A 21,584-nucleotide genomic window follows, 5' to 3' on the forward strand; every position below is an offset into this window, starting at 1 on the left:
GCTCTGCCCAGGTGGGGCATTCGGCTCCCGATCCGGGCACCGCTCAGGCTCCCTCCGCGGCCCCCTCCGCAGCCCCTTCCGCGGCCCCCTCCACAGCCCCTTCGGCGGCTCCTTCCGCGGCGAGCGCATCCCGGGCGTCCATCAGTGCGAAGCCGAGCAGGTTCAGACCGCGCCACCGGGCCGGGTCCTGTGCGCGCTCGTCGTCGGCCGCCAGGCCGATGCCCCACACCGCGTCCACCGGGCTGGCCTCGACCAGGATGCGATGCTGCGTCCCGAGCAGAAAGGTCCGCAGGTCCGGACGGTGCGCGAACTTGGCGATGCTGCCCCGCACGACCAGTTCGTACCGGTGCTCCCGCCAGTGCTCCTCGTCGAAGCCGCGCACCGAGCGTCCGACGGCCTTGGCCTCGTGGGGATGGCCGGCCAGCAGGACGCGTTCCAGCGCCGCGTCGTCACCGAACAGCCGCGCCTTGCCGGCCATCATCCAGTGCTCGGCGGTGGGGTAGCGCACGCCGTCCACCGTGAACGGCGCATGCCACCACTGGCTGAGACAACTTGAACCGACGGTCCCGTCGCGCCGGGGGTGGTGCCCCCAGAAGTACACGCACTTCAGCCGAGGACCGAGCCGGGCGGCCTCCACCACCTCGGCCACCGAACGGGGTCTGCCCGCCATGGACTGCCTGCCTCCCTGGGAACGCCGTCCCCCACCGCGCCGACGCGCATCACCGACGGCGTGCCGCCGCCCGTCGTCCGCCGGCCGTGACCGGGGCGGGCGCAGGCAGCCGTCCGTCGATCATTAACGGTCACTCCGGGGCCGGCGGTCCACTGCTTTACGGCGGGGGACTCCGACTGACGGCAGGTCTCGGATTACGGCAGGGTTCCGCTCTACGGCAGGCTCGGCGTTACGGCAGGGCTCCGCGGATGTCCGGTGATGAGAATGTCCGGTGATTCCTTCGGGACCTGTTGGGGGGCGCGTCCTCAGGCCTCGGTCTCGACGGTCAGGGTGCCGACGATGTCGTCGGCCATCCGTTCCACGATGTCGCTCACCCCCGGGTAGGTCCAGGAGACGAGCATGATCACCGCGCTGTCGCTCCCCGGAGGCACGACACCGTAGGTGATGGTCTCCATCAGCACCCGCTCGCTGTCCGGTCCGCTGTCACCGGCGGCGAAGTTCTGCCGGATCCGCACCGCGTCCCCCAGGGGCACACGGGCGTGGGTGATCTCCGGGGCGCCGAAGTCGTCGGTGCTGAAGCGCTCGGCGATCCAGTCGAGGGTGATGGCGGCGACGGTCTCGTCGGGGTGGATGAAGTCCACCTCCAGGAGCGCCGTCGACTCCTCCAGGCCGTTCACATACAGGGCGAAGGCGTGGACCCGCTTGCGGCCACGGCTGTCCGCCGCCCGCTCGCGCAGATCCTGCCGCAGCAGGTCCTCGTCGAGGAGCTTGCCGTCCGCCGCGCTGCGTTCCACCAGCTCCTTGGCCTGTTCGTCGACCCAGGCGGTGATGTCCGCCCCGGGCTCCGTGGGAATGGCCACCCATTCCTCGTGACAGCGCAGGCCGCAGCTCACGAATTCGGTCACGGGCTCATCCGATCCAGATCAGGGAGTGGGCAACGGCGTCGAACAGCTCCACCATCGCGTCCGCCAGCGGGTCCAGGGGCGTCGAGAACGTCAGCAGCAGGAAGGAGTCCGATCCCGGCACACCGACGTGGTAGTCCACGGTGGTGACGGGCGCGGTGTTCCCGCTGGGGTCGTTCTGCTCGGGCACCTTGCGGGTGCGCACCCGGACGGCACGGCCCGCCTGCAACTCCTCGATCGACACGTCCTGATCGAGCGGGCCGTTGTCGAAGAGGTGCTGGGCCAGCGCCTCGAGTTCGGTGCCGCCCGGCCGGTCCGGGGTCACGAGGGTGAGCAGCAGGGAGGCGGGGATGGTGAGTGGCCCGGCGGTCTGGAGGCTGATGTAGAGCTCGATGCCGCCGTTCCGGTAGGCCTCCTTGGCCCGGCCCAGCAGCTCGGAACGGACCATCCGCTTGATGTGCGGGGCGTCGTCCATGCCCTGGAACTGCCGGTCGACGAGGGCGTCGACCGCGGCCTTGCGGCGCTCCGGGTCGAGGGTGATGCGGAACCAGCCGTTCGGCAGCAGCAGCCGGTAGTCGCTGGGCGGCGCGGCGGCACCCGTGTCGGTACTTCTGTCGGTATCGGTGGGGGTGTCGGTGCCGGTGTCGTTCATGACGTCGCTTCCTGGCCGGGGGCCGGGCGGTCGAGCCGGAGACGGCTGTTCAACTGGTGGGCCAGCGTGGGGCCCAGCGAGGCGCAGAGCGCCAGGGCCGCGAGCGCGGTGGTGACGAGCCCGGCGGCCGGGTCCGCACCCAGCAGCTTCAGGCCGATGCCCAGGGTGGCCACGCCGAACCCGGGCAGGATGAAGAGGTTCTTGTCCCCGAGCACGGTGAGCACGAAGTCGGAGCCGGTGCGCGCCGTTGTGGCGTCGAGCGGGCCCATGGCTTCGGCGTCGCCCCGGGCCAGGCCGTGGGCGGGCCAGCTCGCGGAGCCCTTGCGGGCCCCGTCGGTGCGGTCCTCGACGGACAGGCCGGCGGCCGGTCCGAACTCCGTCCAGCGGGCTTCGCCGTCGGGGCCCCCGAACCACGGTGCCCAGGGCAGGGCTGCCCGCACCTGTCCGCTCCGGGTGCGCAGTTCGGCGCCGACCGGGACGCCCTTACCGGCGTCGAGGACCCGCACCAGCCGCTCGGGCGCGTGCGCGCCGGTGCGCGGCAGCCAGCGCTCCTGGCCCAGGGAGTCGACGAGAACCAGGTCGGTGGGGTGGACGCGGATCTCGGCCGTCTCGCAGAAGCGCCGCGTCGCGCCCGATCCGGGGGCGGGGGAGGGGGAGAAGGACGCCTGCGCCGCCGGACCGCCGTTGCGGGCGGCCGACCGGGCCGTCAGCCGCAGCCACAGATCGGCCAGGCACGGCAGGGCGAACGCCGCGGCGGCGGCGGCGCCCAGCCACGGGGCGCTGTCCCCCCAGGCCAGTGCGGCGAAGAAGCACAGCAGCCAGACCGCCAGCGCCGATCCGCGGAGCACGGAGTGCCACACGGGCAGGGCGCGGCCGAGGTAGGGGTCGGTGTCCGCGCCCCGGACGGAATGGCTCAGCAGGGGGTCGTCGAGTCGCCGCGCGGTTTCGAGCGGAATGCCCAAGGCTTTCACCAGGGCCGAAGCGCCCGTCAGTTGCAGGAGATCGGACCCCTTTTCGGGGCGCGCACCCGGCGAAACGGATTCGGGCAGCCATTCCACGAGCGGAATCCGCAGGATCCGCCGGCCCTCCGCATTCTGGAACTCGAGGCAGCCCCATTGCCCGGCCGGCGGCATGCGTCGAGCGGCTTCCTCGCCGTACACGTCGATGTGCACCGCACGAACGATTCCGCCCTTTCCGAGCGGGTACCGGCGCTCCGTTCCCTGCGGTGTCCGGAACACCAGCGCGGAGCCGTCCCGGTGGATACGTGCATTGCGTACGGTATCCAGCCGGGGCGTGCGTCGCGCGCGCGGCCGCAGCGCGGGCTCCGGAGTTTCCGACGCCGCGCTGCGGACTGGCGTGTGCTGCATGTTCCTACCCATTTCCGGTTGTGGTGGCGTCCTTCAGCCCCAGTGCGTCGCCTGCCCCCGCCTTGTCCGCGCCGTCGAGTGCCGAGGCGAATCCGGTCGACCCTGCCCAGATACGTGTCTGAGTGTCGAAGCCCTTGATGCCCGCCTTGACGGCATCGTCCATCTTTGCCGCGTCGTCAATGCGGTCGACGCCTCGCGCCAGATCGTCGATGCCGGAATCGCCGATCTTGGGGGCGGCCCCCGCCCAGGCCTCGCCGCGCGTGGACGAACGCACCAGATCCGGGGCGTCCTTGAATGCCTTGAGCCCCTTGATGCTGTCCCAGCTCTCCTTGGCGATGGCCTTGGGGCTCATGGCCTCACGGAGAGCCGATTTGCCGGGGAACCAGCCCTTCGGGGTGTTCTGCATCGCCTCGGCGCCGGCCTTGCCGCGCAGGGCGTCGTCACTCCCGCGGTTACCGGCCTTGAAAGCAGCCTGCTGGGCCTTGTTGAAGGCCTTGGAGCCCCGCTTCAGGCCCTTTTCCCCGATCTTCGCCATTTCCTTCCGGACAATGGACGAACGGGCCAGGGACTTGGTCCCCGACGCCGCGGCCTTTGCACCGGCCATCGCTCCGCGGCCGATGCCGAACGTGGCCAGACCCACCACGTCCATGGCCACGTCGAACCAGCTGCCCTCGCCGGCGAGCGCGAGCATCAGATGGGTGACCAGCGACACCATGGTGGCCAGCAGGGCGATCGTGCCCAGCACCGCGGCGAGGGCCTGGCCGATGATGGGTATCCAGCCCACGAGCAGCGAGAGGGTGCCGCAGATCGTGGCCACCCATCCCGCGATGTCGGCGATCTTCGAGATGAGGTCGGCGTTGTCGTGGACCCAGTCCTTGAACTTGTCCCAGGTGCCGTCCTCCAGACCGTCGTCGCTGATCGCAGCGCCGATCGCCTCGCAGGCCGCCTTCTCCGCCGCGTCGCGGATGTCCTTCGCGTCCTGCAGGGTCTTGCGCGCGTCGGAGAGCTTGGTCTCGGCGGCTTCCTGCCGGCCCTTCAGCTTCTTGCTGTCCGGATCGTCGTCCGGGGTGTCCTTCGGCTGGCCGTCGAGCGCCTTGGTGGAGCTCTTGTGCTCGGTGTCGGCCTCCTGCGCATCCTTCAGCGCCTTGGCCGCGAGCTTCTGGGCCCGGTCCAGTTCCGAGGCGAACTCCTTGGGGTGGGTCTCCACCCCCTCCTTGACCTCGGTGCCCATGGCCTTGGCCGCGACGTCGTAGCGCTTGAAGGCCTTCCGGAGCTTGCCCTCGGCCTCCTCGGCCTCACCGCGGAACTCGTCCGCGGCCTTGCTCTTCCAGGCCTCGACGGAGCCGACCGCCTTGATCTCGTCGGCCTGGCGCTTGAGGGAGTCCGCGGTGGCGCGCAGCTTCTTCCCCAGCGCCGCGACGGTGTAGGGGTCGCCGGGTACCGGGTCGGAGGACTCGCCGAGAACTTCCCACTCGTGAACGGGAGGGCGTGCGGTCATTTCTTGCCCTTCCCGGACTTCTTGTGCTTGGCGTCCTCGCCGCGCAGGGCGTTCGCCAGAGACGAGTCGATCTCCTGGTACGACTTCCCCGCCTCGGTGGCGATCTTGGCGAGCTTCTCCAGCTCGTCCGTGAGCCGCTCGCGGTGAATCTTCCAGTTGGAGCTGAATTCACCGAACTTGTCGATGACGGACTGTGAGCCGAGATCCTTCACACCGTAACCGTCGGCCGGATTCGCCGCTTTGGTGAACTCTTTGTGGATCCTGCTCAACGCGGAGCCGAACTCCTTGATGCGCTCGGTGTCCGCAACGATGTCCTTCCCCATGACACTCCCCCCTCGGGTCGGAAAACGGTGGGTGCAGCAAGTCCTGTCGGTCCGGACCCACCCCCAGTGGTCTCCCCGACCGTGGAGGGAATGGCGCGCCGCGCACCCGGCGCCGCGAACGCGAAGAATAGCGAGTCGCGGAGCCAGGTGCGACAAGACGCATGCGAGAAAAAGCGCCGGGAGGCGGTCAGCCGCCCTTGACGCCCTTGGCGAGGTCCTCGTCGAGCTGCTCGAACTTGTCGGCCGCCGTGTCGAGGAACTTGGCCATGCCCTCCAGGCCCTCGATTGCCTGCGAGGCGCCCTTCTTGAACTCCTCGAAGGAGGTCTGGAACTCCTTCGAGGACCGCTTGGTCACGTAGCCGCTGCTGACGAGACCGTCGACGTAGTCCTTGAGCTTGTCGAGCTTGTCATCGATCTTGGTGCGCTCGGTCTTGAGGTGCTTGGCAGCACGCCGCATGTCGTCATATGTGACGTCAACGTCCTTGGACATCGTTCAACCCCTTATGTCATGCCCCAGGGCCGACCCCCGTGGCTCCTGTCCAGCGGACGGTGTGAAGATCCGCTGATGTTGCAGCTTAGGGGGGAAGTCGCAATCAGCGCAGCCGCGGTTCCCGGGCCCCGATTCGCGCTCCGGGGCGAAGCGTGACAAACGCTCAGGCCGTCCTCGGTCCGTCTTCGGCGGGGCCGGAGGAGGCAGTTATTGTCGCTGTGTTCCGAGGCCTGCGTTTCCGGGGGAGGCCCCGGTCCCCCACCTGGAGGATGACTGTGCGCCTGACTCTGACCGTCGTCGACCCGCTCGGTGGCGCCAGTGCCGATGTCGTACTCGATGCCGAGCCCGAGTCCCCGATCCACTCGGTGGCAGGCGAGTTGGCCGGTCATGTCGATGCGCACGGCGGCGCGCAGATCATTCCCATCGGGAGTCAGCGCGGCGCGGCGAGCGGACCGCCCACGGTGTACGTGGACGGGCACCCGCTGGACCCCGCGGCGACCCTCGCCGGCTCACCGCTGCGCGACGGCGCCGTCGTCAGCCTCCGCGACCCGGCCGGCTGCATTCCCGGCGAGCCCGTGGGGCTCATCGAGCTGCGGGTCGCGGGAGGCCCCGGCGCCGGGGCGGTGCACCGGCTGGGTGTCGGCCGGTACGACATCGGCCGCGGCGCGGCCTCCTACGTCCGGGTCGACGACCCCGAGCTGGCCGACCGGGCCGTGACGCTCTCGGTCGCGGCGAACGGCACCTGCCAGGTCGCCGTGCACGCCGACAAGGACGGCGCGAGGCTCGACGGCGAGGCCCTGGACGGGGACGACTGGCCGCTGGGCGGCCAGCTGGCCGTCGGCAACACGCTGTTGGAGATCACCCGCTACACCCCGCCGGACGCGGCCCTGAAGTGGTCCGACGACGGAGCGGGCCTGGACTACAACCGGCCGCCGCGGCTCCGCCCGCCGGACCGCACCACGCACTTCCGGCTGCCCTCGCCCCCGCGGGAGAACGAAGCCCGGCCGCTGCCCTGGCTGATGGCGCTGTCGCCGCTGGTCATGGCCGTCACCATGGCCATGGTGATGGGGCGCTGGTACTACCTGATCATGGCGGTGTTCAGCCCGGTCCTGCTGTTCGCCAACTACTTCATGGACAAGAAGCACGGGCGGAAGTCGCACGCCAAGCTCGTCAAGGAGTACCAGGAGCACAAGGAACGCATCGAGAAGGACGCCGGGGAGGCCCTGGTCACCGAGCGTCTCGACCGGCGCCACGGCGCTCCCGACCCCGCGACCGTCCTCGGCCTGGGCACCGGTCCGCGCACCCGGCTCTGGGAGCGCCGGCGCACCGACGCGGACCATCTGCAACTGCGCGTCGGCACCGGGCAACTGCCCTCCGCCGTCGTCCTCGACGACCCCGAGCAGGACGAGCACCGGCGCCAGGTCACCTGGCAGATCGAGGACGCCCCGGTCTCGCTCTCGCTCGCGGAGTACGGGGTCATCGGCATGGCCGGCCCCGGGGACTCGCCCCAGGCGCTCGCCCGCTGGGCCGTCGCCCAGACCGCGGTCCTGCACAGCCCGCTGGACGTGCAGTTCTACGTGCTGACCGAGGCGTCGGGGCGGCAGAGCTGGGAGTGGACCCGCTGGCTGCCGCACTCCCGTCCCTCGGGCGCGGCCGACGCCAACCTCCTCATCGGCACCGACGCGGAGACCGTCGCGGCCCGCATCGGTGAGCTCACCCAGGTCCTCGACGCCCGCATCAAGGCGGCCAAGGAGAGCCGGGCGCAGGGGACCTCGTTCTCCGACCCGGACATCGTGGTGGTCTGGGACGGCTCGCGCCGGCTCCGCTCCATGCCCGGTGTGGTCCGGCTGCTCCAGGAGGGGCCGGCCGTCGCCATGTACGCGCTCTGCCTCGACGCCGAGGAGCGCTTCCTGCCCGGTGAGTGCAAGGCGTTCGTGATCGCCGAGGAGCCGGCCCGGGACCACATCACCGACCGTGGAACGGCCGCCGTCGGCGCCGCGACCGAGCAGGCCGGCGGATTCCCGTCCTTCCAGGCATGGCACGCGCCGGCCGGGAACACCCCGGCCGCCGGGAGCGAGCCCGCCGCCCCGGCGCTGCGGCTTCGCGTCGAACAGGCCGGAGAGGCACGCATCCGGGACGTGCGCCCGGACTTCGTCTCCCCCGCCTGGTGCGGCCGGCTGGCCCGCATGATCTCCCCGCTGCGCGACATCAGCGGCGAGACCGAGGACTCCGCGCTGCCCGGTGCGAGCCGCCTCCTGGACGTCATCGAGATGGAGCCGCCGACCGGACCGGCGGTGGCCGCGCGCTGGCGGATGGGCGGCCAGTCGACCATGGCCGTGATCGGCGAGTCGTACGACGGCCCGTTCGGCATCGACATCCGCAAGGACGGGCCGCACGGCCTGATCGCCGGAACCACTGGCTCCGGTAAGTCGGAGCTGCTGCAGACCATCGTGGCCGCGCTGGCGGTCGCCAACACCCCCGAGAACATGACGTTCGTCCTCGTCGACTACAAGGGCGGCTCGGCGTTCAAGGACTGCGTGAAGCTGCCGCACACCGTCGGCATGGTCACCGACCTCGACGCCCACCTGGTCGAACGCGCCCTGGAGTCGCTGGGCGCCGAACTCAAGCGCCGCGAGCACATCCTCGCCGCGGCCGACGCCAAGGACATCGAGGACTACCAGGACCTGGTGCGCCGCGACCCCTCGCACGCGCCCGTCCCCCGGCTCCTCATCGTCATCGACGAGTTCGCCTCCATGGTCCGTGACCTGCCGGACTTCGTCACCGGCCTGGTCAACATCGCCCAGCGAGGCCGTTCGCTCGGCATCCACCTGCTCCTCGCGACCCAGCGCCCCAGCGGTGTCGTGTCGCCGGAGATCCGCGCCAACACCAACCTGCGGATCGCCCTGCGGGTGACCGACGGCGGCGAGTCCGCCGACGTCATCGACTCGCCCGAGGCCGGGAACATCTCCAAGAACACCCCGGGCCGCGCCTACGTCCGCACCGGGGCGGCCTCGCTCATCCCGTTCCAGTCCGGACGGGTCGGAGGCCGCCGTCCCGGCGCCGCGGACCCGGCCGTCGCCGCGCCGTGGGCCGAGCAGCTGGCCTGGGAGGCGCTCGGGCGGGCCCGGCTGAAGAAGCCCGCGTCCGCGGCCCGCGAGGAAGAGGAGATCACCGACCTCAAGGTGCTCGTGGACGCCGTCCGCGAAGCCAACGAACAGCTGGGCATCCCCTCCCAGCACAGCCCGTGGCTCCCGGCCCTCGACGAGACGCTGCTGCTCGACGACATCCCCGCGGTGCAGGGCGCCGGTGCCCTGCCGCCCGCCCCCTACGGCATCGAGGACCTGCCCGCGGACCAGGCGCGACGCCCCGTCGCGGTGGACTTCGCCACCTTCGGGCACCTGCTGCTCGCCGGAGCGCCCCGGACCGGCCGCTCCCAGGTGCTGCGCACCATCGCCGGTTCGCTGGCCCGCACCCACTCGACCGCCGATGTGCATCTGTACGGCATCGACTGCGGCAACGGCGCGCTCAACGCGCTCACCAAGCTCCCGCACTGCGGCGCCGTGGTCGGCCGCAACCAGACCGAGCGGGCGGTGCGCCTGGTCAACCGGCTCATGGCCGAGGCCACCCGCCGCCAGGAGCGCCTCGCCGAACACGGCTACGCGGACATCGGCGAACAGCGCGCCGGCGCCCCGGCCGAGGAGCGGCTGCCGCACATCGTGGTGCTCCTCGACCGCTGGGAGGGTTGGCTGCCGACCCTCGGCGAGCTCAACCACGGCGAGCTGACCGACCAGCTCATGGTGCTGATGCGCGAGGGCGCGAGCGTCGGCATCCACGTCGTCATCACCGGTGACCGCCAGCTGCTGGTCGGCCGGATCAGCTCGCTGACCGAGGACAAGTACGGTCTGCGCCTCGCCGACCGCTCCGACTTCTCGATGCTCGGCATCAACCACCGCAAGGTGCCCGAGGAGTTCCCGCCGGGCCGCGCCTTCCGGAACGAGACGGCGACCGAGACCCAGTTCGCCCTGCTGTCCGAGGACGCGACCGGCCAGGGGCAGGCAGCCGCGCTGACCGCCATCGGCGAGGCCGCGATCGCGCGCGACGCGGCGGTGCCCCGGGCACAGCGCCCGTTCCGCGTCGACGTGCTGCCCAGCCGGATCTCCTTCGAGGAGGCCTGGGAGCTGCGGGACCAGGAGGCCGCCCGGTCCGACCTGTGGAGCCTGGTGGGCATCGGCGGCGACGAACTCATGGGCTTCGGCCCCGACCTCCGTCAGGGCACCCCGACGTTCGTCATCGCCGGACCGGCGAAGTCCGGCCGCAGCACGGTCCTGATGAACATGGCGCGCTCCTACCTGGCCCGCGGCGTACGCCTGGTCGTCGCGGCACCGCGGCCCTCCCCGCTCCGGGAACTGGCGGGCCACGACGGGGTGCTCCAGGTCTTCACCGACGACGACATCGAGACGGACGACTTCACCGAGGCCATCAGCACGGCCTCCCCGGAACAGCCGGTGGTGGTGCTGATCGACGACGGCGAGATGCTCGACGACTGCGACGCGGAAGGCGAACTCAAGCGGGTCGTCCAGCGCGGCAACGAACGCGGCCTCGCCTTGGTCATCGCCGGTGACGAGGAGGACGTCTGCTCCGGCTTCAGCGGCTGGCAGGTCGACATGAAGAAGGGCCGCCGCGGCGTGCTGCTCTCCCCGCAGGACTCCTCGAGCGGCGAACTGATCGGCGTCCGCATCACCCGCAGCAACGTCGGCGACCCGGTCACCCCGGGCCGGGGGCTGATGCACCTGGGGAGCGGGGAGTTCTTCGCGGTGACGTTGCCGTTGTAGGGCCTTCACGGGATGCACAACACTCTCGTAAACGCTGTGGAGAGCCCGTGTGCATCGGCTAATACAAGTGACGAGGGGCCCGAAGGAATCCTTCGGGCCCCTCGTCACTCTGGGCGATCAATCGAGTCAATCGGCCTCTGACCATCGGAAGGTGGACATGATGGCATCGAACAGCTCGACAAGAAGATCCGCGAAGACGCCCTTTGCATCCCCGTCCGCTGGTGTGGAGAACGCAAGTGTCAGCCACCTGCCGACTTCCCCGGGTACGGGGAGCACGTAGTCCACGTGACGAGCGGCCTCACCAATGCCACGGTCAGGGGCTGCACCAGTCACGTACTCAGCGCGTGTCCCGCTGACCTCGCCCAATGTGACCTGTTGGCCTTCTCCCTGAGCCAGTTGTCGGACTACGTCGCCTGGGTCGGCATGGCCGGAACCTGCAAGTTGCAGTTCAGAGACGATGAAGGAAGCCGGGACCACTACGCCACCCCGCGGTTCAGTGGCCAAGTACAGGTCGACGCCGAAATGGTCAGCGGCTTGAGCAGCCGTTCGCAAGAGCTGCCCCTCCAACTGAGTTCGATATTTAACTACTTCGTCGGGAGGCACGTCATCAGAGATGTTTGCAAATGCCCGTTTAGCGATATCTCGAACTGCTTCGTCTGTATTTGACCTGAGGGGTATCTTGCTCCAGCCAGGGGGCAGGACGAGAGAGTAGCTGACGGAAGTCCGTGCCGGATCTGGGTGCTGATCGAGCGTCATGAAGTCGAAGCGTATACGCCCGCGCTAGGCTGTCGATGCTTGATCGGCCCGGGGGAGCCAACCTTGGACCTCTGGGCGGTGCCTACTTCGCTGCCCCGTCAGAGGAGAGTCTATGGGTAATAAGCCCGGCCTGAAGGTCGACTACGACTTGCTTCAGAATTCAGAAAGTTCACTGAAGACAATCAGGCGAGAATTCACAAAGTGCCCGAAGCGCCAGGATGAACTCGCTCAGGACGTGGGCGCCAAGAGTGTGCAGGACGTCATGCATGAGTTCGCCGACAATTGGGCGGACAATCGAGAGCAAATCTTGCAGAGTGTCGAGGAGGTGCTCTCTCTGGTTACTCAGGCCAGGAAGAGTTTCGAGAAGCTTGATGGGAAACTTGGCGATAAGGCCAAGGGGAAGAGCAGCTAATCAGCGGGGGGTTGAAATGGTGAAATCGGCAATACGCCCGAAGGATTGGAGCCCACTCGCTTCGGGAGACCCGCACGAGGATCCCACGCCGGGTGATCCGCATGGCGTCAGGGCCGGCAAGAAGATTATGAAGAATACGGCCGATGAGATACGCAACCAAATCTCACGACTCAAGACAATCGGTGAGGGTGAGAACCTTGAGGGCGACTATGTCGATAAGCTGAAAGAGGGAGCCGATAAGCTCAAAGACAAGTTGGAGAAGACAGCCGGCCGATACGAGCGAGTCTCGTCGAAGCTCAACATCTGGGCTGAAATGATTGAGCACGCTCAGAGTGAGACCGCGGCGGCGTTGAGTTCTGCGAAGAGCGCGGAAGCAACGCTCAAAGAAGTGGTTGGAACTTCTGAAGTCGATTCCGAAAAATTTCAAGATTCCGAGGAGAAGCTCGAAGGTCACCAAAAGGAGCGAGTCGAACAAGCGAAGATTCAACTGACCAAGGCGCAGAAGCGTTATGATGCGGCTGTGTCCGACTACGCCGCGGATGCAAAGCAGATCGCTGACAAGATTCGCGACATCATTGACGATGCGATCGAAGATGGGCTCTTCAGCGGGTTTTCCAACTGGGTTGAGGACCATATCGACGCGATTAAGAAGACGCTGGAAGTATTGGGGTATATTGCTACGATTCTGGCCGCAGTTGCATTGGTCATAATGGTCGTGGCGGCCTTCACTGTCCTGCCGGGCGGGTGGCTTCTTGCGGCCGGCCTGATGATGAAAATTGGGACCGCCATTACCGTTGCTACGGCAGTGACTCATGGAGCCATGGCAGCCACGGGCAATGGTGGCTGGGGTGATGTGGCTTTCGATCTCATTGGGCTTGTCACCATGAAAGCCGGAACCCTGACAGCCAAGGGTGTGCAGAAGGGGGCCAACGCGGCGCGGAGTGCCTCTGTACGAGCAGGGCGCCAGGAAGCCAGAGATCTTCGGAATAAGCCCGGAGTGAAGGAAAAGCTTGCAGATTTTGAAAAGAGGAAGCAGGCGGCACCGTCGGACAGTGTGCGGAAGGCGCTCCAGCAAGACAAGGAGCGTTACCTGAAGTCACTGAAGCCCAGGGGAGTGGCACAGCAGCTTCCGAGGCCGACGCCCAGGGAAGTCCTCAAGGCTGGTGGAGATCGTGAAGTGGCAGCCAATCTCAGGTTTGCAGAGCGAGAGGCGCTTAAGCGCGGAGGTGACTCTGACACTCTGGCTGCTGCACAGAAAGCAAGTCGGAGCTCGGGTTTGAACTTCGCAGTCTTCACGGGAGGCACTGGATTGGATTGGGGGGATAAGGCAGTCGGGAGCAGTGACATTGTTTCCGAAAAGCCAAAGTGGGAAGACTATTCCGACCTGAAAGACGCTACTGGTGATAAGAGTGGCATGTACGACGCAGCTCAATAGCAGGGAGCCGGTGTGAGCTGGATTCACGTGGATTACAACATTGAATATTGGGTTGAGATTCCCATGGAGAGTGATTGGGGAGAGACGCCTTGGAGGAGTGAGAAAGCCTGGGGGCGCAGCGCCGCAACGGCGCTGAGAGAATACAGGGGACTGCCCGATAGTAAGAAAGAGGCCAAGAACCTGGCGAAGGCTTTGGTTGCCCATCGACAGGCTCTCACCGAATCAAATCTGGCTCGAGAGTACTATTTGCACTTCTCGGACCCGGAGGCTAGGCCCTTGCCTGTACATCTCTGGTACGGCCCTGCGGATGGGCCGAGAGAGGATGCTCTTCGCAAACATGCGCGCGTTGAGAGTTCGGATGCCATGTTGCCCCCTCAGTCAGTGGAGTTCAGCAATGAATCTTTTGGAAGGGGGCTCAAGACGCGGACGCATGTCGTGCTGGATGATGAAACTGTAGCAATGAATTTGTGGTATGCATTCCGGAACGATGAATATGGGGTTGACCTCATCGTGTCCAGCTCCTCGGGAGACATCGGGCGACTCGCAGATGCAGAACCCCGACTCGATGAGTTCGTACAAGGAATCTGGATCCTGGGTGACAATGTCGACCTATTGGCGGAGGCGGGGGAAGAGAGTCCGGTCAGTGAGTAGACTACTGCCTGGCTAGCGAGTCAATGGCGACGCTGGGCTCGGCTCTTCCTCTTGACAACGCGCGGATTTCTTGTGGTCTTTACGGGGGTGGGCCGCGAGGCGGCTTCCCGGCGATCAATCCACGCTTTCCAAGCTCTAGTAGCCTTGGGGATGTGCACTGCCAATATCGCTGTAGGAGGCCCTGTCAGGATGAGTATCACGGCCCACAACTCAATGTCTGTTGTGGATAGGGCCAGCCCTGCACTTGTGGTGTAGGTGCAGGCTACATAGAAACCCCAGGGGAAACCTTCGGAGTCGGATACAGGAGAATGGCTGTGTTCGGACCATGCAGCGGCGAAGCTTCGTGCGAACGAGATTCCGAGTCGCAGAGCGAGGAAACCAAATGAGAGCACTGCTGCGAAGACAGCGAAACGGTCGCTCGGACTTTCGATCTCTTCGAAAAATTCCGGGGCCGAGAGCGCCTCACTTCCCCCGAAGAGGCATATCATCAAGCCCAACAGAATCAGCAGAATGGTGCAGGTTCCGTTTATGATTAGCCGCCACCAGCGCGGTCCTGTCAGGGGATCCATACTCATTGTGCTCCACCTTGGCGTGTTCGTGGCGTAGCGCTTCTCGATGCTGGCTTGGTTTGGTGAACTGTCGAGCGAAACGAAGGTTGGGCCGAGGTATCGGCCCAACCTTGGACACTCGATGGGTTGTTGTTGCTGGCGGAGCTCCGACCGCCGCGTCGGCAGCCGGAAGCCCCGGGATTAGCGGTTGACTGCCTGGTGCTCCTGGACCGTGACGTCCGTCGTGTTCCCGAAGGTGCCATCGGGAAGGTTTCCACCCTGGCCCTGGGAGCTCTTCCAGGTGATCTTCCAAGTGAGCGTGGCCTGGAGGTGGTGCGGGCCCGTGCCGGCCGTGGAGCGGAGGTAGGTGAGGCCGCAGGGCGGAGCTTCGCCCTTCTTCTCATCGGAGTACGGGGCGCCGATGCTGCCGTCCTCGCCGATCGGGCATTCGCCGGACGCCGGGTAGAGCTTGGCGTCCTCCGTACCGGGGTCGATCCTGAGCGCGAGGGGCTTCGCCGTGGTCGTCGCGGAGAAGCCCGTGCCGGGAATGCTCGCGGTCACGGAGATCGGCTTGAACTTCGCCTTGTCCAGCCAGACCCAGGTGTCGAGGTTGACCGTCTGTTTGCCGACGGGGTTCATCGAAATGCGGGTGCCGGGGACGGGGAGTTCGTCGTAGGCGTACTCGGCGAGGACTTTGGGGGAGACGGCCATCGGTTCGTCCGGGGTGTCGTTCTCGTCGACCCAGAACGGGACCCTGTCGCAGGAATTCGCCTTGGGATCGTCCTTGCGGTTCGGGTTGACGACTCCGGACCAGAAGGCTCCTTCGCCCTGCTTTTCAAGGTTGTAGTTCTTGTATGGGTGGCCGTCGTAGATGCTGTTGAGGAGGTTGTAGATCTGATGACCGATGAGGGGCACATCGGAGAAGCCCTTGACTGACTTCTTCAGCTCTCTTGGCGTATAGGCCGGTTCGTACCAGCATGGGGGTGGCGTCCAATTCGTTTCGGAGGACGATAGGTTCCCAGTCTTCCGGGTTGCGGAAGATCCTCCGGAGACGGTTGTCTGAACTTTGGTCTCGGCAGTGATGGTGTTGCCGTGCATCCCGCTTTGTGAAGTACCGCGACGCGGGGGCCCGGAAGGTGTCTTTCGGGCGTCAGCGGGCGGAGTTGCCGCAATGCCGACAGCCATGGCAGTTGCGATAACTGTCGCTGTCCTCCGCAGCCCGATGCTCACGGCTGGCACTGCTTCGCTCCTTCGTCCGAGGAAACGTTGGTCGACTGCCAGACGCCCGCCTTGTTCTTCTCCATGCGTTCGTTGTAGAGGGCGTAGTCCTTCGGCGACGGGGAGGTCTTGGTGACCTTGTGGGTCTTGATGTTCTTGCTGTAGGCCTTGCTCTCGTCCGAGCAGTAGATCACCGTTGCCGACCCGTCCTTGAGCAGCGTCACTGAACGGTTGTAATAGCGCGTGGTTCCGGTGAATGTGGATCCGGACTCGGCGAAGCCGCCGATATAGGCGTAGGCGTCGATCAGCGCCCGACCCTTCGAGTAGAAGGCCAGTCCCGGCTGCTTGCTGCCGCCCTTGGTGATCACTTCATCGATCGAGTTGATGGCCCGTTCGTTGTCCGCCAGGACCGCGTCCTTCTTCGGGTCGCCCGTCTTCCCGCCCTCGAAAACGTTGTGCACGTCCTTCGGGAGCGTGATCTTGGGCCGCTTGATCCCGTCGTCCGAAGGCGACGCGCTCGGGTCCGCAGAAGTCGTGGACTTGCCCGCTCCCTCGATCGAGTCGTCTTTCTTGCTGTTCGAGCCGCCACCGCAAGCGGTGAGGGTCAGCAGGGCCGCCGAGGTGAGTGCGGTCACGCAGGCCTTCGTGCGCGCGTGCATGGTCACTTCCACTTCTTCTACAGGTTCTTCTTCGGGTCGTCAGGATCTTCTACATGATGACCGGAGCAAGGATGCCCATCGATGATGACATGAACGCGGAGAGTGATCCCCAGTCATGGCTTTGCGTGTGGATTGCGGGGCGTTCGCCCGAAGTTCACGATCACTGACAGGCTTTGAGGTGCTTATCGGCTGCTGATACGGTGCGATGACTTGACAGCTTCATGCCAGCGACGTATTCGCGCGGGTGGGGGCTGGTTTGGCGCGAATGCCCGAAATTGAAGACGACGTACGGGGAGTTGTGGCGTGAAGGTCCAGGAGCGGACGGCGGCGGGGGGCCACAGGGCTTCGGGGGCCGGTCAGCCAATGGGGGACAGGCTTCCCTCTGCACCTCGTGAGCGTAAGCCCGCGCTCGCCGCTCTCGCAGTTCTTCTCATCCTCGTCGGTGCGCTCGGGGCGACGGTCCTCGTGCTGCGAGCCGGGGAACGTATAGAAGTTGTGAAGATTACGCGTGACGTTCCCGCGGGCAAGCCGGTGCCGGAGTCCGCGATGGCTTCCGTGATGGTCGCCGAGGATTCCGGCGTGAAATACGTGAAGTGGGAAGAGCGCGATCTGGCCCGCACGAAATACCGTGCCGCCACCGATCTCACCAAGGGTTCCCTGCTCGTCGGTTCGATGCTGTCGGGCGACTCCGGCGTCCCCGCGGGCAAGGTCGTCGTCGGACTCTCCCTCAAGGCCGGGCAGTTCCCCAAGGGGCTGAAGACCGGGGACACCGTGTCCGCGTACCGCGTCGGCAGTGAGACGTCCACCTCCAAGCCCTCCTCCGGTTCGGCGGGTTCCGCCGGTACCGCCGGTACCCCCCTGGCGCAGAACGTCAAGGTGGACGACGTCACCACCGCCACCGGTGAGACCATCAGCAGCTCGGACCTGCCCGTCTCCCTCCTCGTCAACCAGGACGAGGCCGAGGCGCTGGCGCAGGCGGCCGCCGGCGGTCAGGTCGCGGTCGTGCTCGTGCCCAAGAACGCCGGTTGATGCCGGACTCGTTGGCCCTGCGATCCACGCGGGTCCCCAGGGCAGGTAGGGACTAAAGGAATATGGCGCTCATCGCTCTCGCCGCGGACAAGGGTTCGCCCGGCGTCACCACCACGGCTGTCGCACTCTCCGCCGTCTGGCCGCGCCGCGTGCTGCTGGCCGAGGCCGACCCGGCCGGCGGGGATCTGGTCTACCGCAGTGCGGCCGCGCACGGCGGTCCGCTCGACCCCAACATCGGCATGCTCTCCATCGCGGCCACCGCACGTCGCGGCCTCGCCGCGGAACAACTCTGGGACCACGCCCAGCCGATGTCCGGCGGCCTCGACGTCGTCGTCGGCCTCGGCAACGCGGAGCAGGCCGTCGGCCTCGCCGGCCTGTGGCCCACCCTCGGCCGGGCCTTCAACGGCCTCGCCGAGACGGCCCAGCAGCCGGCCGACGTCATCGCCGACTGCGGCCGCATCGGCCCCGACGCGGCCGTCTCCGAGATGCTCTCGCAGGCCGCGCTGGTCCTGCTGCTCGCCCGCACCGAACCCGAGCACCTCGCCCGGATCCGGGACCGGGCCGCCGCGCTCTCCGCCAAGCTGCACGGTGCGCAGCGCGGCGCCGCGCAGGTCGGGCTGCCGCTGATCGGTGTGCTGCTCATCGCGGACCCCGGCAACACGCGGCTTCCCGGACAGGTCAACGACATGCTCGTCGCCTCGCAGACCGGAGCCCGGGTCGTCGGTGTCATCGCCGAGGACGCCGTCGGTGCCGGGCAGCTGTCGGGCCGCAAGCGCGGCCGGGTGGAGAAGTCCCTGCTGATCCGCTCCGCCCGCAAGGTCGTCGGCGATCTGCACCAGCAGTTCGGTTCCGCCTGGGCCGGGCCGGCGATGCCGGGCAGCGGAGCCGTGCAGTGAGTGGCGGCACCCTGGGCGGAGGACACACCCTGGGGGGCTCCCCCGGGCAGCCGGCCCACAGCGTCGTCGACCACTCCCTCGTCAAGCGGTTCCGGCAGGAGGCCGGTGACCGGATCGCGGAACAGCGCCGTCTGGACCAGACGTCCGGCGTCGCCCCGATGTCCACCGAGGACGAGCGGCAGTACGCCCGCGCGGTCATAGCCCAGATCCTCGAGGAGTACGCCCGGGCCGAGATCAACGCGGGCCGGTCGCCGCTGGACGCCGAGACCGAGGAGGCGTACGCGGCGGCCGTGCACGCGGCGCTGTTCGGCGTCGGCCGGCTCCAGCCGCTGCTCGACGACGCCGAGGTCGAGAACATCGACATCAACGGCTGCGACCACGTCTTCGTCGGGTATGCCGACGGCCGTGAGGTGCAGGGCGACGCCGTCGCCGAGACCGACGAGGAACTCGTCGAGCTCATCCAGGTCCTCGGCGCCTACTCGGGTCTGTCGTCCCGTCCCTTCGACTCGGCCAACCCGCAGCTCGACCTGCGGCTCCCCGACGGCTCGCGGCTCTCCGCGGTCATGGAGGTCACCCGCCGCCCGGCGCTGTCCATCCGGCGGGCCAGGATGGGCAAGGTCTTCATGGCCGACCTGGTCGGCAACGGGACCATCTCGCCGGAGGTCGCCAACTTCCTGGCCTGCGCCGTGCGCGCCCGCAAGAACATCATGATCGCGGGGGCCACCAACGCCGGAAAGACCACCCTGCTGCGCGCCCTCGCCAACGAGATCCCGCCGCACGAGCGGCTGATCACCGTGGAACGCGCCCTGGAACTCGGCCTGGACCAGTTCCCCGATCTGCACCCCAACGTGGTGGCGTTCGAGGAGCGGCTGCCCAACTCCGAGGGCCTGGGCTCGATCAGCATGGCGGAGCTCGTGCGCCGTTCCCTGCGCATGAACCCCTCGCGGGTCATCGTCGGTGAGGTCCTCGGCGACGAGATCGTCACCATGCTCAACGCGATGTCGCAGGGCAACGACGGCTCCCTGTCCACCATCCACGCGAACAGCTCCAGCGAGGTGTTCAGCCGTATCTCCACCTACGCGCTCCAGGCCAACGAGCGGCTGCCCATCGAGGCCAGCCAGATGCTCATCGCCGGAGCCATCAACTTCGTCGTCTTCATCGAGCGCCGCAACAACTTCCACAGCGGCGGGCGGCTGAGCCGCACCGTGACCTCGGTCCGCGAGGTCAACGGTGTCGACGGCCGCGTGCTGTCCAGCGAGGTGTTCGCCGAGATGCCCGACGGGCGGATCGTGCCCCACGCGCCCATCTCCTGCCTCGAAGAACTGACCGTCCACGGCTACCGGCCGTCCGGGACCTGGGGGTGACCACGGCCGTATGAACGGAATCTCTGCCCTGGGCGGCATCTTCTCGCTGCCCGTGCTGTACGCACTGCTGTCCGGCGTCGTCGTGGGAGGCGGCGTGGCGCTGCTGATCGTGGCGGTGCGCGGGCTGCCCGCCAAGCCCGAACACGAGAAGGCGAAGGCGAGCGAGCGCGCGGCGGAGCTGGCACGCTTCGCCAGCCGCCGCGGTTCGCTCGCCGCCGGCGTCGGCCTGGTCGTCCTGCTGCTCACCCGCTGGGCGGTCGCGGGCCTCGCCGCGGGCATCCTGGTCTTCGTCTGGGACCGGCTGTTCGGCGGCGCCAAGGAGGAACGGTCCGCCATGCGCCGGGTCGAGGCGCTCGCCGCCTGGACCGAGTCGCTGCGCGACACCATCGCCGGCGCCGTCGGCCTGGAACAGGCCATTCCCGCCTCGGCGCGCGCCGCGACGCCCGCCCTGCGCCCGCACCTCGACGCCCTGGTGGACCGGCTGCGGGCGCGTACGCCGCTGCCCGACGCCCTCCAGCACCTCGCCGACGAGATCGACGACGCGTCCGCGGACATCATCATCGCGGCCCTCATGCTCAACGCCCGGCTGCGCGGGCCCGGTCTGCGCGAGGTGCTCGGCGCCCTCGCCAAGTCGGCCCGTGAGGAGGTCGACATGCGGCAGCGCGTCATGGCGCAGCGCTCCAGCACCCGGCGCAGTGTGCAGATCGTCGTCGGCGTCAGCGTGGCGTTCGTGCTCGGTCTGTCGATCTTCAACCCGCAGTTCGTCGAGCCCTACGGTTCGCCGGTCGGGCAGCTGGTGCTGGCCGGGGTGTGCGGGCTGTTCGCGATGGGCTTCTGGTGGCTGCGCAAGCTCTCCAGCATCGACACCCCGGCCCGCTTCCTGACCCGGGACCAGCCGGCGGTGACGTTCGTACGTCCGCGTTCCGAGCAGGAGGAGGTGGCGTCGCGATGACGACGACAGTGCTGATCGGCGCGGTCTTCGGACTCGGCGTCTACATCCTGGTGCGGGCCCTGGTCCCCACCCGGCGCAGCTCCCTGTCCACCCTCGCGGAGATCGACCGCATGCGGGCGCGCGGCGTCTCGCACAGCGCGCAGAACCACACCACGGACTCCGGCAAGCTGGGCGGAATCCGCTCCGACGTGGGCCGCCGGGTCGCGGACTTCTACCTCCAGCAGGGGTGGGAACAGCGGTCGCTGCGCGCGGACCTGGCGGTGCTCGACCGCAGCTGGGAGTCGTTCCTGGCGACGAAGGTGCTGCTCGCCGCGGCGGGGCTGTTCTTCGGCCCGCTGCTCTTCGCCGTCGCCTGGGTGCTCGGCGTCGGCAGCAGCCCGATCGTCCCGGTCTGGCTGGCGCTGCTCTTCGCCGGCATCTTCTTCATGCTCCCGGACCTGGAGGTCCGGCGGGACGCGGCGGACAAGCGCCGGGACCTCCGCCGGGTCATCGGCGCCTATCTGGACCTGGTGTCGATGAACCTCGCCGGCGGCCGGGGCCTCCCGGAGGCCCTGATGGCGGCGGCCGAGATCAGCGACGGCTGGGCGCTGCGGCGGGTGCGCAACTGCCTGTCGGACGCCCGGATCACCGGTACGAGCCAGTGGCAGGCGCTCGGACGGCTCGGCGAGGAGCTGGGCGTGGAAGAGCTCAAGGATCTCTCGTCGTCGCTGGCGCTCGTGGCCGACGACGGCGCGAAGGTGCGGGAATCCCTGGCCTCCCGGGCCGAGACCATGCGGCACCGGGAGATGGCGGAGATCGAGGGCAGCGCCGGCGAGAAGTCGCAGTCGATGCTGGTCGCGCAGCTTCTGCTGTGCGCGGGCTTCCTGGTCTTCCTGATCTTCCCGGCGGCGATGCGCGTCTTCCAGGTCTGACCCTTCTCCCCAACCCCAC

General features: G+C 67.7%; 19 protein-coding genes. 9 read left to right on the forward strand and 10 right to left on the reverse strand.

The window, feature by feature from the left end; all coding sequences use genetic code 11:
- Positions 1-43: 43 nt before the first annotated feature.
- The 7 genes from ybiA to AC3EQ1_RS08930 form a co-directional block, all read right to left on the reverse strand.
- Positions 44-670 (reverse strand): riboflavin biosynthesis intermediates N-glycosidase, encoded by a 627-nt coding sequence (ybiA, locus tag AC3EQ1_RS08900; protein WP_432093749.1) that lies wholly within the window; start codon positions 668-670, stop codon positions 44-46.
- Between the two features lie 305 nt (positions 671-975).
- A complete protein-coding gene (locus AC3EQ1_RS08905; protein WP_432093750.1) occupies positions 976-1,575 on the reverse strand; it encodes a hypothetical protein in 600 nt (199 codons plus the stop codon).
- Between the two features lie 4 nt (positions 1,576-1,579).
- Positions 1,580-2,224 (reverse strand): hypothetical protein, encoded by a 645-nt coding sequence (locus AC3EQ1_RS08910; protein WP_432093751.1) that lies wholly within the window; start codon positions 2,222-2,224, stop codon positions 1,580-1,582.
- A complete protein-coding gene (locus AC3EQ1_RS08915; protein WP_432093752.1) occupies positions 2,221-3,396 on the reverse strand; it encodes a hypothetical protein in 1,176 nt (391 codons plus the stop codon). The genes AC3EQ1_RS08910 and AC3EQ1_RS08915 overlap by 4 nt, the downstream gene beginning before the upstream one ends.
- 199 nt (positions 3,397-3,595) lie before the next feature.
- The gene (locus AC3EQ1_RS08920) at positions 3,596-5,089 is read right to left on the reverse strand and encodes a putative T7SS-secreted protein (protein ID WP_432093753.1); all 1,494 of its coding nucleotides are present in this window, start codon (positions 5,087-5,089) and stop codon (positions 3,596-3,598) included.
- Positions 5,086-5,412 (reverse strand): hypothetical protein, encoded by a 327-nt coding sequence (locus tag AC3EQ1_RS08925; RefSeq protein ID WP_432093754.1) that lies wholly within the window; start codon positions 5,410-5,412, stop codon positions 5,086-5,088. The genes AC3EQ1_RS08920 and AC3EQ1_RS08925 overlap by 4 nt, the downstream gene beginning before the upstream one ends.
- 187 nt (positions 5,413-5,599) lie before the next feature.
- A complete protein-coding gene (locus tag AC3EQ1_RS08930; protein ID WP_432093755.1) occupies positions 5,600-5,902 on the reverse strand; it encodes a WXG100 family type VII secretion target in 303 nt (100 codons plus the stop codon).
- A gap of 275 nt (positions 5,903-6,177) precedes the next feature.
- On the opposite strand from AC3EQ1_RS08930, the gene AC3EQ1_RS08935 reads away from it, so the two are divergent.
- Positions 6,178-10,734, forward strand: a complete 4,557-nt coding sequence (locus AC3EQ1_RS08935; protein WP_432093756.1) for an FtsK/SpoIIIE domain-containing protein — start codon at positions 6,178-6,180, stop codon at positions 10,732-10,734.
- 126 nt (positions 10,735-10,860) lie between these two features.
- Here the strand turns inward: AC3EQ1_RS08935 and AC3EQ1_RS08940 are convergent, their stop codons facing one another.
- Positions 10,861-11,490 carry a hypothetical protein gene (locus tag AC3EQ1_RS08940; RefSeq protein WP_432093757.1) on the reverse strand — a complete coding sequence of 210 codons (630 nt, stop codon included), beginning with the start codon at positions 11,488-11,490 and terminating at the stop codon, positions 10,861-10,863.
- 112 nt (positions 11,491-11,602) lie between these two features.
- Between AC3EQ1_RS08940 and AC3EQ1_RS08945 the strand changes: the two genes are divergently transcribed.
- The 3 genes from AC3EQ1_RS08945 (at position 11,603) to AC3EQ1_RS08955 (ending at position 13,988) form a co-directional block, all read left to right on the forward strand.
- On the forward strand, positions 11,603-11,902 hold the full coding sequence (locus AC3EQ1_RS08945) for a hypothetical protein (RefSeq protein ID WP_432093758.1): 300 nt from the start codon (positions 11,603-11,605) through the stop codon (positions 11,900-11,902).
- Between the two features lie 127 nt (positions 11,903-12,029).
- Positions 12,030-13,337 carry a hypothetical protein gene (locus tag AC3EQ1_RS08950; RefSeq protein WP_432093759.1) on the forward strand — a complete coding sequence of 436 codons (1,308 nt, stop codon included), beginning with the start codon at positions 12,030-12,032 and terminating at the stop codon, positions 13,335-13,337.
- Between the two features lie 12 nt (positions 13,338-13,349).
- Positions 13,350-13,988 carry a hypothetical protein gene (locus AC3EQ1_RS08955; RefSeq protein WP_432093760.1) on the forward strand — a complete coding sequence of 213 codons (639 nt, stop codon included), beginning with the start codon at positions 13,350-13,352 and terminating at the stop codon, positions 13,986-13,988.
- 749 nt (positions 13,989-14,737) lie between these two features.
- Here AC3EQ1_RS08955 and AC3EQ1_RS08960 read toward each other — a convergent pair.
- Both AC3EQ1_RS08960 and AC3EQ1_RS08965 read right to left on the reverse strand, forming a co-directional pair.
- Positions 14,738-15,451, reverse strand: a complete 714-nt coding sequence (locus tag AC3EQ1_RS08960; protein ID WP_432093761.1) for a hypothetical protein — start codon at positions 15,449-15,451, stop codon at positions 14,738-14,740.
- A gap of 311 nt (positions 15,452-15,762) precedes the next feature.
- Complete coding sequence (locus AC3EQ1_RS08965) at positions 15,763-16,413, reverse strand: hypothetical protein (protein ID WP_432093762.1); 651 nt, start codon at positions 16,411-16,413, stop codon at positions 15,763-15,765.
- A 495-nt stretch (positions 16,414-16,908) separates the two neighbouring features.
- On the opposite strand from AC3EQ1_RS08965, the gene AC3EQ1_RS08970 reads away from it, so the two are divergent.
- From AC3EQ1_RS08970 to AC3EQ1_RS08990, 5 genes are all read left to right on the forward strand, one after another.
- Positions 16,909-17,442, forward strand: coding sequence for a hypothetical protein (locus AC3EQ1_RS08970; RefSeq protein WP_432093763.1), 534 nt, complete (start codon positions 16,909-16,911; stop codon positions 17,440-17,442).
- 62 nt (positions 17,443-17,504) lie between these two features.
- Positions 17,505-18,338, forward strand: coding sequence for a hypothetical protein (locus AC3EQ1_RS08975; RefSeq protein WP_432093764.1), 834 nt, complete (start codon positions 17,505-17,507; stop codon positions 18,336-18,338).
- A 29-nt stretch (positions 18,339-18,367) separates the two neighbouring features.
- The gene (locus AC3EQ1_RS08980) at positions 18,368-19,702 is read left to right on the forward strand and encodes a TadA family conjugal transfer-associated ATPase (protein WP_351514004.1); all 1,335 of its coding nucleotides are present in this window, start codon (positions 18,368-18,370) and stop codon (positions 19,700-19,702) included.
- A 10-nt stretch (positions 19,703-19,712) separates the two neighbouring features.
- Complete coding sequence (locus AC3EQ1_RS08985) at positions 19,713-20,654, forward strand: type II secretion system F family protein (protein ID WP_432093765.1); 942 nt, start codon at positions 19,713-19,715, stop codon at positions 20,652-20,654.
- Positions 20,651-21,565 (forward strand): type II secretion system F family protein, encoded by a 915-nt coding sequence (locus AC3EQ1_RS08990; RefSeq protein ID WP_432093766.1) that lies wholly within the window; start codon positions 20,651-20,653, stop codon positions 21,563-21,565. Before AC3EQ1_RS08985 ends, AC3EQ1_RS08990 begins: the two co-directional genes overlap by 4 nt.
- Positions 21,566-21,584: the final 19 nt, after the last annotated feature.

This window comes from Streptomyces sp. bgisy100 (assembly GCF_057709105.1).

What these genes read in the sequence shown, in the direction of transcription:
- AC3EQ1_RS08990 (WP_432093766.1), top strand. Translation starts at nt 20,651, where the DNA reads ATGACGACGACAGTGCTGATCGGCGCGGTCTTCGGACTCGGCGTCTAC.
- AC3EQ1_RS08925 (WP_432093754.1), bottom strand. Translation starts at nt 5,412, where the DNA reads ATGGGGAAGGACATCGTTGCGGACACCGAGCGCATCAAGGAGTTCGGC.
- AC3EQ1_RS08975 (WP_432093764.1), top strand. Translation starts at nt 17,505, where the DNA reads ATGGCGCTCATCGCTCTCGCCGCGGACAAGGGTTCGCCCGGCGTCACC.
- AC3EQ1_RS08985 (WP_432093765.1), top strand. Translation starts at nt 19,713, where the DNA reads ATGAACGGAATCTCTGCCCTGGGCGGCATCTTCTCGCTGCCCGTGCTG.
- AC3EQ1_RS08930 (WP_432093755.1), bottom strand. Translation starts at nt 5,902, where the DNA reads ATGTCCAAGGACGTTGACGTCACATATGACGACATGCGGCGTGCTGCC.
- AC3EQ1_RS08945 (WP_432093758.1), top strand. Translation starts at nt 11,603, where the DNA reads ATGGGTAATAAGCCCGGCCTGAAGGTCGACTACGACTTGCTTCAGAAT.
- AC3EQ1_RS08965 (WP_432093762.1), bottom strand. Translation starts at nt 16,413, where the DNA reads ATGCACGCGCGCACGAAGGCCTGCGTGACCGCACTCACCTCGGCGGCC.
- AC3EQ1_RS08920 (WP_432093753.1), bottom strand. Translation starts at nt 5,089, where the DNA reads ATGACCGCACGCCCTCCCGTTCACGAGTGGGAAGTTCTCGGCGAGTCC.
- ybiA (WP_432093749.1), bottom strand. Translation starts at nt 670, where the DNA reads ATGGCGGGCAGACCCCGTTCGGTGGCCGAGGTGGTGGAGGCCGCCCGG.
- AC3EQ1_RS08940 (WP_432093757.1), bottom strand. Translation starts at nt 11,490, where the DNA reads ATGACGCTCGATCAGCACCCAGATCCGGCACGGACTTCCGTCAGCTAC.
- AC3EQ1_RS08910 (WP_432093751.1), bottom strand. Translation starts at nt 2,224, where the DNA reads ATGAACGACACCGGCACCGACACCCCCACCGATACCGACAGAAGTACC.
- AC3EQ1_RS08950 (WP_432093759.1), top strand. Translation starts at nt 12,030, where the DNA reads ATGAAGAATACGGCCGATGAGATACGCAACCAAATCTCACGACTCAAG.